The sequence below is a fragment of the Caulobacter sp. FV2ye17ST genome, assembly GCF_058680955.1.
In genome coordinates, this window is sequence record NZ_CM178727.1 from 2,446,367 (window position 1) to 2,460,994 (window position 14,628).

At 65.0% G+C, this 14,628-nt stretch carries 9 protein-coding genes; 7 read left to right on the forward strand and 2 right to left on the reverse strand.

All coding sequences use genetic code 11. The features are described from left to right. The first annotated feature begins 253 nt into the window (after positions 1–253). Positions 254–970 carry a FadR/GntR family transcriptional regulator gene (locus ACW17V_RS11685; RefSeq protein WP_492105297.1) on the forward strand — a complete coding sequence of 239 codons (717 nt, stop codon included), beginning with the start codon at positions 254–256 and terminating at the stop codon, positions 968–970. A gap of 200 nt (positions 971–1,170) precedes the next feature. Next, positions 1,171–3,933, forward strand: coding sequence for a TonB-dependent receptor (locus ACW17V_RS11690; protein WP_492105298.1), 2,763 nt, complete (start codon positions 1,171–1,173; stop codon positions 3,931–3,933). A 131-nt stretch (positions 3,934–4,064) separates the two neighbouring features. Here ACW17V_RS11690 and ACW17V_RS11695 read toward each other — a convergent pair whose 3' ends face one another. Next, positions 4,065–6,203 (reverse strand): alpha-galactosidase, encoded by a 2,139-nt coding sequence (locus tag ACW17V_RS11695; protein WP_492105299.1) that lies wholly within the window; start codon positions 6,201–6,203, stop codon positions 4,065–4,067. 206 nt (positions 6,204–6,409) lie between these two features. On the opposite strand from ACW17V_RS11695, the gene ACW17V_RS11700 reads away from it, so the two are divergent. The 3 genes from ACW17V_RS11700 to ACW17V_RS11710 are packed head-to-tail and all read left to right on the forward strand — an operon-like array spanning position 6,410 to position 11,193. Further along, complete coding sequence (locus ACW17V_RS11700) at positions 6,410–8,374, forward strand: beta-galactosidase (RefSeq protein WP_492105300.1); 1,965 nt, start codon at positions 6,410–6,412, stop codon at positions 8,372–8,374. Continuing rightward, positions 8,371–9,717 carry an alpha/beta hydrolase family protein gene (locus ACW17V_RS11705; RefSeq protein ID WP_492105301.1) on the forward strand — a complete coding sequence of 449 codons (1,347 nt, stop codon included), beginning with the start codon at positions 8,371–8,373 and terminating at the stop codon, positions 9,715–9,717. The genes ACW17V_RS11700 and ACW17V_RS11705 overlap by 4 nt, the downstream gene beginning before the upstream one ends. Before the next feature lie 36 nt (positions 9,718–9,753). Next, on the forward strand, positions 9,754–11,193 hold the full coding sequence (locus tag ACW17V_RS11710) for an SLC5 family protein (protein ID WP_492105302.1): 1,440 nt from the start codon (positions 9,754–9,756) through the stop codon (positions 11,191–11,193). Between the two features lie 240 nt (positions 11,194–11,433). Here ACW17V_RS11710 and ACW17V_RS11715 read toward each other — a convergent pair whose 3' ends face one another. Continuing rightward, on the reverse strand, positions 11,434–12,420 hold the full coding sequence (locus tag ACW17V_RS11715) for a sodium-dependent bicarbonate transport family permease (RefSeq protein ID WP_492105303.1): 987 nt from the start codon (positions 12,418–12,420) through the stop codon (positions 11,434–11,436). Between the two features lie 117 nt (positions 12,421–12,537). On the opposite strand from ACW17V_RS11715, the gene ACW17V_RS11720 reads away from it, so the two are divergent. Together ACW17V_RS11720 and ACW17V_RS11725 are read left to right on the forward strand one after the other, a co-directional pair. Next, positions 12,538–13,437 (forward strand): LysR substrate-binding domain-containing protein, encoded by a 900-nt coding sequence (locus ACW17V_RS11720; protein ID WP_492105304.1) that lies wholly within the window; start codon positions 12,538–12,540, stop codon positions 13,435–13,437. A 239-nt stretch (positions 13,438–13,676) separates the two neighbouring features. Beyond that, positions 13,677–14,135, forward strand: coding sequence for a tellurite resistance TerB family protein (locus tag ACW17V_RS11725; protein WP_492105305.1), 459 nt, complete (start codon positions 13,677–13,679; stop codon positions 14,133–14,135). The last annotated feature ends 493 nt before the right edge of the window (positions 14,136–14,628 follow it).

A 14,628-nucleotide genomic window follows, 5' to 3' on the forward strand; every position in this document is an offset into this window, starting at 1 on the left:
CGGAGGCGGAACAACGGCGCGCCAAGTGAATGAGCGGCATGCCGTCGCTCGCAGGCCAGCCTTCCTGAGGCTGCGCTTCTTCCCTTGTCGGTGGATGGTCGGATTGTGATCGTCCCAAGTCGCCGTGGCCGGTTGCCGACAAGGCGCCCCGGAACTGAGCCGTTGAAGACGGTTTGAGGCTTTCCCCCATTGAGAACTGATCGGCTTGTCCTCCGGCGCGGATCGGGCTCATCTGTGCCCTGCGGGAGGGGAAATGCGAAAGACCAATGGATTGAGCCTCACCCATAGACTGGTGGAGACGCTCGGCCTCGCGATCATCACCGGACAATATGTCGGGACGGAATTTCCCAATGAGGCCGAGCTCTCTCAGCAGCTCGGCGCCAGCCGCACCGCCACCCGTGAAGCGATCAAGATGCTCACGTCCAAGGGACTGATCAGCGGACGACCACGCCATGGAACCGCGGTCTCGCCAGAAGCGGATTGGAATCTGCTCGATCCTGACGTCCTGCGCTGGCTGCTTGAACGCAAATTCTCACTGAAGTTGATGATCCAGTTCACCGAAATGCGACTGGGTATCGAGCCCGCCGCAGCGGCGCTCGCCGCGCGCAACGCCGATGAATCCGGGCTCGCGAGCATCCAGAAGGCGCTGGCGCGGATGTCCGACGCCGCCGCGGGGCAGGATGACGCCCTGTCGGCCGACGTCGCGTTCCATGTCGCGATCCTCAACGCGACGAAGAACGCCTTCTATCGCGACCTGCATGAATTGGTGAACACGGCGCTGCGGATCTCCATCCGGTTCACCAATAGCATTGAGGGGCATCTGGCCACCCTCCCCGCCCACCAACAGGTCGCCGACGCCATCGCCGCGCGGGATCCCGTCGCCGCCCAGGCCGCAATGGAGGCGATCATTCAAGACGTCCTGCGACTCATCCATAACACCGCGTCGATGCGAGGCTCTCTGGCCTCCTGAGCGGCGCCCGATAACGGGCGTTCCTAAGTCATTCTTCCACAAAGATTATTCCGAGTTCGGAGCGCTGACCTACTCAGTGAACGAACGTACGTTTGACCCAAATCTATTATTGTGATTTATCATTTTAATGCGCCGCAACGTCGGCGAGACAAGATCGCTCGCCCTAATTGAAGCGGTCCTTGCGCATTTGGGAGGGAACTATGATCCGTACGAGAGACGGTGCTCGCGGCCGCGCCTTTGGCCTCAAACTGATGATCGGCGCCAGCGTGGGCGCCCTTGGTCTGGCCGCGCTGGCAAGCCCGGCGGCCGCCCAATCGGCTTCCGCCGACACGGTGGATGAGATCATCGTCACGGGTCTGCGCGCCAGCCTGACCCGCGCCATCGACGTGAAACGCAACGCGGCCGTCATCGTCGACTCGATCGCCTCCGAAGACCTGGGCAAGTTTCCCGACAGCAACGTCGCCGAGTCGCTCCAGCGGATCACCGGCGTCTCGATCGACCGCAGTGGCGGCGAAGGCCGTTTCGTCACGGTTCGCGGCTTTGGCCCGTCCTTCAACAACGTGCTGGTCAACGGCCGCACCCTGGCCACCGAAAACACCGGCCGCCAGTTCAGCTTCGACCTGCTGGCCGCCGAGCTGATCTCGGGCGCCGACGTCTACAAGAGCAACAACGCCACCCTGCAGGAAGGCGGCATCGGCTCGACCATCAACATCAAGACGGCCCGCCCGCTCGACACGCGCGGCTCGAAGGTCATTCTCAGCGCCAAGGGCAACTATGAGGACCTGTCGGGCAAGTCGGCTCCCGAGGTGTTCGGCCTGTTCTCCACGCGCTTGGCCGACGACCGGATCGGCGTGCTGGGCTCGATCTCGTACCAACAGCGCAAGGCGCGGGTCGATACGGCCGCGACCAACGGCTACTACAAGACGACGGTGGGCTCAGGCGCCAGCGCGATCGCTAACGCCCTGTTCCCGGCCAACTACGACCAGATTTCCGACCTGCAGGAACGCGAACGCCTCGGCGTGACCGGCACTGTCCAGTTCAAGGCCACCGACTCGCTGACCCTGTCGGCCGACGCGCTCTATAACAAGTTCACAGTCGACTCGACGGCCAACAGCGTCGGTCACTTCTTCTCGCCGGCCGACGCCAGCGGCGTGACTCTGGACTCCAACCGCACGGTCACGGCGTTCTCGCAGAACACCAATTCCCACACCGACTATGTCAGCCGCACGTTCAACCGTCCGACCAAGCTGACGGCGCTGGGCTTTAACGCGGACTGGAATCCGACCGACAAGATCAACGTCAAGTTCGACACCGCCTATTCGAAGGCGGCGTCCAACAACGGCGGCAACGAGATCTTCGCGGTTATCGGTTTCACCAACCCGATCACGTTCTCCAACACCGGAACCGGCCTGCCCAACCTGACGGCCGCCAACAGCTTCACCAATCCGTCCGTCGGTCGCGCTCACTTCGCCACGCGTGAAGGCGTCGATGTGAAGGAAACCGTCTACGAGACCCGCCTCGATGCAACGTTCAGCACCGACTACGAGGTCTTCACCAAGCTGCGCTTCGGCGGCATCTACACCGATCGCAGCAAGGACAACGCGCTGGTCCGCTCGGACAATGATGTCGGCTGCGCCTATTGCGGCTATGGCATCGCTGTACCGGCCGGCCTGCTCAAGACCTTCGATCCCGGCTCGTTCCTGAGCGGCGAAAGCGGCAACTTCCCGCGTCAGTGGCTGTCGTTTGACCCCGAGGCCTATTTCAAGTTCCTGGAATCGGCTGCGGCCGGCCTTGCCGAAGACGTCGCCGCGGGACGTCCGCTGGGCGCTACCGGCGCCTTCGTGGCGTCCAAGAACGGCTATGCGCCCACCCGCCAGCCCTCGGCCTACTCGGTCAGCGAGAAGATTTCCGGCGGCTACGTGCAGGGTGATTTCGAGGCCGACATCGGCGGTCTGCCCTGGAGCGCTACGCTGGGCCTGCGCTATGTGCACACCCAGCTGACATCGAACGGCACTCAGCAGACCCTGTTGGACCTGCTGCCGATCGTCGGCGACAGCACCGCCTACACCGCCGTGTTCGCAGCGACCTCGGCGCCGGTCTCCAAGAGCACGACCTATGACGACTTTCTGCCGTCGCTGAACGTCAAGGTCGACATCACGCCAGACATCGTGGGCCGGTTCGCCGCGACCAAGACCCTGTCACGCGCCAACCTGACCGACGTGGCGCCGCGCATCACCTTCACCAGCCTTCGCCCGGGCAACCTGGCGGCCAGCGGTGGGAATCCCGAACTGCGGCCGTTCAAGTCGACCAACTTCGATGGATCGCTGGAGTGGTACTACCAGAAGGCCGGCTATCTGACGGCGGGCGTGTTCTACAAGCGCATCGACGACTTCATCGTCAGCTCGCTGGGCACGGAAACCTTCACTGTCGCCAATTCGGCGGGTAACTTCCCCGGCGGCGTCGCCAACTTCAACGTGCTGCGCCCGCGCAACGCCCAGAGCGCCGACGTCTATGGCCTGGAAGTCGGCTTCCAGCACACCTTCGACTACCTGCCCGCGCCGTTCGACGGTCTGGGCGTCACGGCCAACGCCACCTTCGTCGACAGCAAGGCCAACCTGACGGCCGCGTCCTCGACCTTCGCTCTGGAAGGCCTCGGCGACAGCCAGAACCTGGTGGGCTTCTACGCCAAGGGGCCGATCGAGGTTCGCGTCGCCTACAACCACCGAGACGGCTTCGTCAGCACGGCGGCCAACGGCACGGGCGGCGATCCCATCTTCACCAAGAGCCAGGGCCAGATCGACGCCCAGGCCCGCTACGCCGTCTCGTCGAATTTCTCGATCTTTGTCGAGGGCACCAACCTCAACGACGCCAAGACCGAGACTGTCGGCAAGTACGACAACCAGTTCCTGAGCCTGGTCGACACGGGACCGCGCTACGCGGTCGGCGTCCGCGCCCAGTTCTGATCGTAAGGCGGGGCGCCCTGCGCGCGCCCCGCCTTACGCGACGCGCTTGCGATGGCGCGTTTCGTCCCCGACTTCAGGGCTGGCCTCGGCCAGCCCTTTTTTCGTTCTCGGCTAAAGGCTGATTGGCCGCCTTAGGCCCGCCGCTGCAGGTGCAGAATAAACGCCGTCTGCGGATGCAGACGCGGAAGCTGCAGCCCCACCGTCATCAGGCTCAGACCGTCCAGTTCGACGCCCTGGCGCAGCGGCTCGATCATGGTCGAGCGGGTCGGCAAAACATCGGGCCAGACCAGCTTGACCTCATAGCTCGCCTCGCGATCGAGACCAGCAAGCCGCAAACGGCCGGCGAAATAGGCGTCCTGTTCGCGGATCAGCGTATAGGCAAAGACCGCCTCGGACCCATCGCTCGCGACGATGCCGAAAGCGTTCTCATTGGCGGGTCGATCCAGTCGATAGAGATCGCCGCCATGGATCAGGCTGCGAAGCTGCTTGTGAAGAGCCACGCCCCGCGCCAACTCGGCGCGCTCATCTTCGGTCAGCGCCAGCAGATTAGCCTCGATGCCGAAGTGTCCAAACAGGGCCGTCGAGACCCGGGTCGCCATAGACACCCGGCGTCCGGTGATGTGGCAATCCGTGGGGCCGACATGCGCGCCCATCAGCTCGGCCGGAACGAACAGCGACAGCCCTTTCTGGATCGACAAGCGATCCAGGGCGTCGTTGCTGTCGGAGGTCCAGATCCGGTCGGTTCGCTCCAGGATTCCGAAGTCGGCGCGACCGCCGCCTGAAGCGCAGCTTTCGATCTCGACGTCAGGGTGAGCAACGCGCAGGCGGTCGAGAACCGCATAAAGCCCCTCGACATGAGCATGCGCGCCGCCGGATCCATCACGACCGCCCGGATGGCTGATATCGCGGTTCATGTCCCATTTCAGATAGGCGATGGGATGCTCGACCAGCAGCGCGTCGATCCGCTCGTAGAGATGGTCGCGCACCTCGGGCCGACCGAAATCCAGCACCAGCTGGTTGCGGAATGATAACTGCGGCGCGGGCGGGCAACCCAGAATCCAGTCGGGGTGCGCGCGATAGAGGTCACTGTCGGGGTTGACCATCTCGGGTTCGACCCACAGACCAAACTCCATGCCGGCGCCGATCACCCGATCAATCAGCGGCTTGAGGCCTTGTGGATAGACGCCCTCGTCCACGGTCCAGTCGCCGAGGCCGGCAGCGTCGCCGCGACGGCCCTTGAACCAGCCATCGTCCAGCACGAAGCGCTCTGCCCCAATGCCGGCGGCGGCGTCGACCAGGGCCATAAGCTTGTCCGGATCGTGGTCGAAATAGACCGCTTCCCATGTGTTGTAGTGAACAGGCCTGGGCTTGGCCCGCAGGCGCGCATGCTGCGGCCGCGCGCGCATCCAGTCATGGTAGGCGCGTGAAAGCCCGCTCAGACCGACGTCAGAATAGGCCGCGTAAAGCTTGGGGCTTTCATAGGTCGTATTTGGCGCCAAGCGGATCTCGCCCGGCATGAACAGCTCGCCCATCTGGACGAAGGCCCGCGCATCAGAGAGCGTCTCGGCGACGATGCGGTGATTGCCGCTCCAGCCCAGATGGAAGCCATAGGCCTCGCCGATATTCTCACCGCACGGCGCGCATTCCGCGATCAAGCCGGGGAAGGCGTCATGCGAACTGCGGCCCCGCCGGTTCTCGCGCACCATGGCGCCCTGCCCCAGCTCAGTCCGCCGCATCTGGAACTCGCCAGACCATCGTCCGTCCAGATTGATCAGGTGCGTCGCGGCAGGCGGCAGCGGCACGGTCGGCGCCGCACAGACGTCCAGGGTCAGAGACGCAGAGCCCTCGTTCGCGATGCGGGTCGAGGCGACCAGCACATCCTGATCGGCTTGCAGTTCCAGCCGATGCACAAGGCGGATGGCATTGTGGTCGTCGCGCGACACGATCTCGACGACACTGGCCTCGATCCAATCGATCCGCTCGATGCGGGTGAAGGTCGCCCAGGCCTGGCCGTCGCGATGGGCCTGCAAGCCGGGCGTTCCCGGAAAGCCCTGCCCCAGCAACGGCGTCAGCGCCAGAGGCGGAGGAACGGCGGGCGAGCACGGCGCGGCCTCGCGTGTGGCCATGAACACCAGCGACATCGGATCCACATCCGGCGCCAGACTGGGGCCCCAGTGCAGGATCGCCGGCGCATCACCGCTGCAGTCGATGATCAAGCTGGTTCTGGCGCCATCCAGACGGACGAAGGAACCGGGGGCGGGATCGGACATCGACAAGCCTGTGACGCTGGAGTGAAGCAGTAGACCGTTGCGAACTGCGACGGTTGACGCGATGCGTTTGTAGGATAAATACGATCTCATAAAAAGACGCTGCGTACAGTGCGCGTCGCGAGCCATACGAACGTTCGCTTTGCCTCTCCAGAGGCTGAAGAGAATAACGATTGGCGCCGCCCGCGCGGCGCTTCGGGAGGAAAGACATGCTGGGCGTTTGTTACTATCCGGAACAATGGCCGACCAGCCATTGGCGGGAAGACGCGCGCAGGATGAAGGCCCTTGGCCTGACCTATGTGCGCATCGGCGAGTTCGCCTGGTCGCGCTTCGAACCCGAGCCCGGCGTCTACGACTTCGGCTGGTTCGACGAGATCCTCGACATCCTCACCGAGGCGGGCCTCAAGGTGGTGATCGGCACGCCGACAGCCACGCCGCCCAAGTGGCTGATCGATCGCCACCCCGAGATCCTGCCCGTCGATCCCGACACCGGCCGCGTACGCGGCTTCGGCTCGCGTCGGCACTACGACTTTTCCAGCGAGGTCTATCTGCGCGAATGCGAGCGCATCGTCCTGGCGCTGGCCGAACGCTACGGAGCCCATCGTGGTGTGGCCGGCTGGCAAACCGACAACGAGCTCAGCTGCCATGACACCACGCTCAGCGCCTCGCCGGTCGCCAGGACGGCCTTCCAGGCGTGGTGCGCCGCACGTTATGCCGACATCCATGCGCTCAACGCCGCCTGGGGAAATGTCTTCTGGTCGATGGAATACCGCAGCTTCGATGAGATCGAGCTGCCGGTCGGCGCCGTCACCGAAACCAGCCCATCCCATCGACTGGCCTATCGTCGATTCTCGTCCGACCAAGTGGTGCGCTTCCACGACGCTCAGGTGAAGATCCTGCGCGCCCACTCACCCGGCCGGTTCATCACCCACAACTTCATTCCGATGAACGAGACCGGTGTCGATAACCACGCTGTCGCCGCCGACCTCGACTTCGCCAGCTACGACAACTACCCATTGGGCCGCACCGACCTGTTGATGACGCACGAGCCGGCCGAGGTGTTCGCGCCCTATATGCGGACAGGTCACCCCGACTTCGGCACCTTCTTCTTCGACCAGACGCGAGGCTTGGCTCCAGGCGCGTTCTGGATCATGGAGCAGCAACCCGGCCCGGTGAACTGGGCCAATCACAATCCTCGCCCTGCGCCAGGCATGGTGCGCCTGTGGACACTGGAAGCCTTCGCTCACGGCGCGGGCGTGGTCAGCTATTTCCGCTGGCGTCAGGCGCCCTTTGCCCAGGAGCAGATGCACGCAGGCCTGCTGCGTCCCGACAGCAGCGAGGCCGCCGCCTGGCCGGAAATCGAGGCTGTGGTCAACGACCTGGCCGCCCTGGATCTGGAGAGTCACCCGACCAGCCGCGCCAAGGTGGCGCTGATGGTCGACGTGCAGGCTCAATGGCTGGGCGAGATCGAACGCCAGGGCCGCAGCTACGACTACACCCACATCCTGCTGGATCACTATCGCGCCCTGCGAGCCCTGGGTGTGGATGTCGACTTCGTCTCTCCGGACGGCGACGTATCGGCCTATGCGCTGGTCGTCATTCCATCCCTGGCCATGCCCAGCGTCGCGACGATCGCGCGTCTAAAGGCAAGCGCCGCGATCGTGGTCTTCGGGCCCCGCTCGGGCGCCAAGACCGACGAGCTGACCCTGCCCAACCAGCTCCCGCCCGGCCCCTTGCGGGACCTGCTGCCGATCCGCGTGCTGTCGGTCGAGACCCTGCGCCCCGACTGTTCGGGAACCCTGAACTGGAATGGCCAGACCTATCAGAGCGCGACTTGGCGCGAAGAGATCGAGATCGTCGGCGAGGCCACGGCCATTGGCCGCTATGACGACGGCGGCCCCGCCATCGTCCGGGCGGGCCGCGCGATCTATCTGGCCAGCCTGACCGATCGGCGCTTCCTCACGGATTTCCTGGAAGGCCTCTGCGGCGAGGCCGGTATCGAGACCCAGCGGCTTGCCCCGGACTTGCGGGTCCGGCGACGCGGCGACCTGACGTTCGCCTTCAACTATGGCGATCAGCCCGTGGCCGCCCCCGCCCCCACCACCGCGCGGTTCGTCGTCGGCGGCCCGAGCATCGGCGCGCGCGATGTCGCCGTCTGGAGACATTCGGCATGACGCATTTTGCTTCCCTGGCCATCGCTCTGGCCTTGATGGCGCCGCTCGGCGTTCAGGCGCAGGTTGTGGACGATGGTCCGGCCCTCTCGTCCGCCGGGGCCTACGCCGTCGGCGTCCGCCAGGAAACCCTGACCCATGCCGACCAGCCGGACCTGCTGGCCAGCGACCTCGCCAAGGGCGTGATCGCCCGGCGCGACCGCGTGCTGCCGGTGACGATCTGGTATCCCGCCATCAAACCCGCCGGAGACGCCAAGCCCGCCCCCTACACCATGCCTGCGCCCAGCCCGGACACGCCCAGCTCAGGCGCGCCGCAGGTATTCTACAAGTCCGGCGGCGCCTATGCCGACGCCAAGCCGGTTCGGGGCCAGCACTTCCCGCTCGTGGTGCTGTCCCACGGCTATCGCAACTGGGCCACCAGCTTCAGCGACCTTGCCGAGAACCTGGCGTCCAAGGGCTATGTCGTCGCGTCGATCGATCACCGCGACCTCGAACCTTCCCTGATGAAGACGCCTCAGCTGTCGTTCGCGACCACGCTGATCACCCGCGTCGCCGACCAGCGCTTCGTCATCGCCGAGCTCGCCCGCCAGGCCGACAAGGGTCCTCTAAAGGGCGTCTATGACCCCGATGACGTCGCCCTGATCGGCTATTCGATGGGTGGCTTCGGCGCGCTGACGACCATGGGCGCTGGGCTGGATCCGCAGGGCGCGCTCTACAAGCTCGTCCCCTACGATCTGCTCAAGCCGTTCACCGTCCAGGATCCAACCTTCACCGCCAGCCTGCCCAAGGGCGTGAAGGCCATGGTGGCTTTTGCGCCGTGGGGCGGCTCGCCGCCGCTGCGCGCCTGGAGCGTCGAGGGCCTGTCCGCCGTGACAACGCCAACGCTGATGGTCGTCGGCGATCAGGACGATGTCAGCGGCTACGATCAGGGCGTCGCCTGGCTTTACGACAATCTGGGCGGCGCTGAGCGCCAGATGCTGGTCTACGAGAACGCCCGCCACAACGTCGCTCTGAACGGCGCCACCGAGGCGGAAGCCGGTAACTTCCGGGCCATCGAGCGCCACGAAGAGCCGGTCTGGCGCCGCGACCGCATCCTGGCGATCAACCGCCACTTCATCACGGCCTTCCTCGACGCCAAGCTCAAGGGCGACAGCGTGCATGGCGCCTATCTCACCGTGCCGACGCCTCGCGCCGCCCAGGGAACCTGGCCGCTGGCTCAGGGCGCTTCAGTCGGCAGCCGCTTCGCGGGTCCCGATGACGCCGCCACGGCCGGCTACTGGCCGGGCTTCCAGCGCCGCTGGGCGTTGGGTCTCACCCTGCGCCACGACACGCCCAAGCCCCGATAAACGACAAAAACAAGAACCACCGGAAACGCTCTCGCCATGCATCTGCAACTGACGCAAGCCTGGATCGCCGCAGGCCTGACGGCCCTGATCGGCCTGATCACCTATCTGAAGTGCCGGGGCCAGGGTCGGGGCGCCGAAGGGGGCAACAAGGAGTTCTTCCTGGCCGGCGGCGGCCTGTCCTGGATGTTCATCGCCGGCTCGATCACCATCACCAACCTCAGCACCGATCAGCTGGTGGGCATGAACGGCAACCAGATGGCCTTGCTGGCCTGGTGGGAGCTCTCGGGCGTGGTCGGCCTGTCTATCCTGGCCTGGGTGTTCCTGCCCATCTACTACCGGCACAACTGCACCACAGTGACCGAGCTTCTGGAGAAGAAGTACAACAACGTCGGCATCCGCTCGACGATCGCCACCATCTTCCTGGTCGGCAACGTCGTCATCTATCAGCCGATCATGCTTTACACCGGCGCGCTGATGATGAAGTCCATGTTCGGGCTGGAGATCCCGATCATTGTGCTGGCCGCTGCCTTCGCGGTCGCCGGATCGCTCTACGCCATCTTCGGCGGCCTGCGCGCCGTGGCGGTCACCGACACCTATAGCGGCATCCTGCTGCTGGCCATGTGCATGCTGATCGTCTTCCTGTCGCTCCAAGCCATCGGCTTCGACTTCAGCGGCATACCGCCCGAGCGCCTGACCATGATCGGCGGCAACGACTCGCCGATCCCCTGGCACACCCTGCTGACCGGGATGATCTTCATCCAGATGTTCTACTGGTCGACCAACCAGACCATCACCCAGCGCGCCATGGCCGCGCCGAACCTCAAGGAAGCGCAGAAAGGCGTTTTCGCCGCCACGGTCGTGCGCCTGCTGATCGTGCCGCCGATGGTCGTGATCCCCGGCATCGTCTCCTACAAGCTGTTCGGCCATCTGGGCGACGCGGCCTACGGCAAGATCGTCTGGCACGTCCTGCCGACCTGGATGTCAGGCATCTTCGCCGCCGCCATCGCCTCGGCCGTTCTGGCTCACTTCGCCAGTGTTCTGAACTCGTCGGCCGCTCTGTACGTCTGCGACATCCACGAGAAGTACATTCAGCCCAAGCCGAACGTGCCGCGTCTGAGCATGCTGGTCAGCATCGGCTTCGTGATTGCGTCGCTGATCCTGGTCCCGATCTATGACGGCGCCGACAGCATCATCAACCTGGTTCAGAAGCTGAACGGCCTGACCAGCATGCCGGTTCTGTCGGTATTCATCGTCGGGCTGATGTTCCGCAACGTCGACGCCCGCGCGGCCATCGCCGGCCTGGTGTTCGGGGTCGCCCTCTATGCGATCTTCAGCTTCGGTTGGGCGCCGCTACACTACATCCACATGATGTTCATCACGCTGTGGACCACAGTCGCCTTCTCACTGACCCTCAATCGCTGGGTCTTCGGCAGGAAGGCTGAATTCATCTTTGCTCGCAAGGCGATCGCGGCCTAGCCCCTTCCGGAGAACGGACGCCTGCCGATCTCACAACACCTGGCCGGTAGCCAATAGCGGCCAGGTGTTCGAAGATCCTGCGACAGAGCCGGGGAAGAGGATGGCGGCCGGGTAGCGCCACCTCCTACCGGTAAGATATAGGCGCGATCGGCTAGCTATGGCGTCGGTCGTAGAGGCGCCTCGCCAGTTGCGAAACTCCAGCAAGGGCGCCGACTGAAACGAGGGAGAGCAGGAACTGCTTCACCCAGTCAGCCAATGGGCCGCCAAACTGTAGAGCGGTATGCCCAAGGCGAGATTGAACGGGAACGTTACGCCCAGCGACAGAGTCAGATAGATTCCCGCGTCTGCCTTGGGCAGGGCCAGACCCATCGCCGCCGGCGCCGCGATGTAGGAGGCTGAGCCGGCCAGCACCGCCAGGGCGGCAAGGTCGCCAGCCCCCAACCCGGCCAGTCGTCCGACAGCCAAGCCGGTCGCGCCCCCGAGGATCGGCAGGATCAGGCCCATGGTCAGAACCCGGCCATCCAGGCCCCGCGCGTTGGCCAAGTGTCGCCCGGCCTTCGCCCCCAGATCCAGCAGAAACAGGCACAACACGCCCTGGAACACCGGCCCGGAGAACACAGCGAGTTTGGCGCCTCCCGCGGGACCCGTAAGCAGGCCGATGACGAAGCTGCCTACCAGTATGACGCTGGCGGCGTTGAGCAGGACCTCATGGGTCAGTCGCCCGATAGGCGGCCGGTCAGCGCCCTGCCGATCGCTGAACACGGCGATCGCGATCGCCGTCAACAGAGCGGGGGTCTCCATCAGGGCCAGAACCGCCGACATATAGCCGCCCGGCGTCTGATTGATCGAGGTCAGGTAGCTCTGGCCCGCCGCGAAGGTGACGACGGAGACTGATCCATAGTGAGCTGCGGTGGCGGCGGCCGTAACCGCGTTCAACCCGGAGCGGCGCAGCAGGAGATAGGCCGGCACGGGCATGATCGCGCTCAAGGCCAGGCCGAGACCCGCGGCCTTGAGGAAGTGCGCGTCCAGGCCGTGCGCGCGCGCCTCCACGCCGCCCTTGAAGCCGATGCAGAGCATCAGGGTCAGGGATAACGTCTTGGCCGCCTCGCGAGGCAGGACAAGGTCCGAGCGCGCCAGGGCGGCAAAAACCCCCAAGGCGAAAAACAGCACGGCCGGCTGCAGCAAGTTGGTCGAGGCTGCGGCAAGAGTTTGGGTGATGATGTCCACGAAGCGCTCCGACCCGGCGCGCCAGACCGGCGCGCGGCCGCTCTAAGGGATGCCGACCGATTTCCATTGTTGATTTTGATCATTTGTATAATCACAAATGATCATCATGGAGCCGCCATGCCTCGCCTGACCAATCTCGACCTGGATCTCGTGCGCACCTTCCTGGTGGTGTGCGAGCAAAGAAGCTTTACGCGGGCGGGCGGTCGACTGGGGCGGTCGCAGTCGGCCATCAGCCTGCAGGTGCGGCGTCTGGAGGCCCAGCTTGGCCAGTCGCTCCTGTCGCGTGATCCACGTCACGTCGTCCTGACCGAGCACGGAGAGGCGTTTCTGCCGCAGGCCCGTCGCCTGTTGCGGTTGAACGATGACATTCTCGCGGGCCTGGCGGCTGACGATGTCGAGGGCGAGGTGCGACTGGGAGCGCCCGAGGATTTCGCGACCCTGCATCTGCCTTCGGTTCTGGGCGCCTTCGCCCGAAGTCACCCCAAGGTGGCTCTGACGGTCACCTGCGATCTGACGCTCAACCTCCTCGACCGGCTTCGCGAGGGCGCTCTGGATATCGCGCTGGTCAAGCGCGAGCCGCTGGGGCCTGATCTCGGCGTCCGGGTCTGGCGGGAGCCCCTGGTCTGGGTGGGTCTGGATTCTGATATCCTTCGGCGTGACGGGCCCATGCCGCTGGTCGCCGCGCCTTCACCTTGCGTCTATCGCAAACGCGCCGTCGCCGCGCTGGAGACCAGTGGCCGCGCCTGGCGCGCCACCTATACCAGCCCCTCCCTGGCCGGACAGCTGGCCGCCCTGCGGGGCGGGCTTGGCGTCAGCGTGCTGCCCCGCGAGATGGCTCCGGACGACCTGACGATCCTGACCGAGGATCTGCCGCAGCTCCAGGACGCCGAGATCGCTCTCATCAAGGCGCGGGGCGGCGCCCTGCCCGCCGCGGAGCGGCTGGCGGAGTACATCCTCTCCGCCCTTGATCGTCAGAGACTTGAGCCACTGCCCAAGGTGGCCGGACCTCCGTTATGATTTCGATATCTCATCTGAGCCATGCCGAAGATCAATCAACTCTGACCTTGTGTCGGCGGAGGTTGAGTCCAATCTATCAAAAGCGGGCCGGGCCCCTCTGACGAAACGCGACGCCGACCGGCGCGATCGTGATGTCGGACCGCATCGGGTGCGCTCGATGCCGGATCCAGAGGGTTGTTCCCCCGAGAGCCCAGCAAGCCCGACATCGGGCGCGCCCTCCCACCAGAGGAGAGCCATCGATGTCCTTGAACCCTATTCATGCTTCGCGTCCGCTGACTATCGACGCCTGGACACCGGCGCAGCTGGAGCACCTGGACGCTCTGGTCGCCGCCTGCGCGCTGGTGTCCCATGCCGATGGTCGGGTCACCGCTGAAGAGCGCGGGCGAATGCTGGAGAGGATGCGGGGCCTGGCGGTCTTTGCCGTCTTTGGCGTCGAGGATGCTCTGGAGGTCTTTGAAGCTCTCGACCGACGCTTTGAGCAAGATCCCGAAGCCGCCCGGATCGAAGCTGAAATCGCGGTGCGCCGCCTGCGCGGACGCGACGACGCGGCTCGGGTTGTCGTCAACTCTGCCTGCGCGGTGGCTGTGGCGGATGGCGGGCTCGACGCAGAAGAGCGCGACGCCCTGTTGCGGATCTGCACATTGCTGGCGCTCGACCCGATCCAGTTCGAGCTGATCACCACCCGCGGGACTCGATGAGCGCCCGCGCCTATTTCGGCTCGGTCGGCGCCTCTCGCGGACCAGGCAGTGCATGTTGCGACAAGCGCGGCAAACTGTCGGGGCGGGCCTTGACGAGCACGCGCTGGTAGGTCGGACGCGCCTGGATTTTGCAGTGATCGCGTTGAGCGCGAGCATCATCATGATATCCGCGCCGGAGAAGGCTGGGCCGCCGACCCAGCCTTGACGGTGACGGCGGTCGAAAAAGAGACCGCAAAACTGCGCGCGGTCAGCTACGCACGGCCCATGCATACGGCCCGGCCTCCGCTCTCCAGGCTCAAGTCGGTTGAACCTTGCCGCGGGCCAGGCGCCTAGCCGCTTCTTCCTGATGAGGGTCACCCGATCGCCACGGGCGTTTGAGCCTAGATTTCAACCATGCTCCGAGTCACAATACTCCGACAATTGGCGACGGCCGGTGACGGCTGCGCACTCTTGGGGCCTAAGGCCAAGGTGGGGCGGAATGAAACTAATCAAA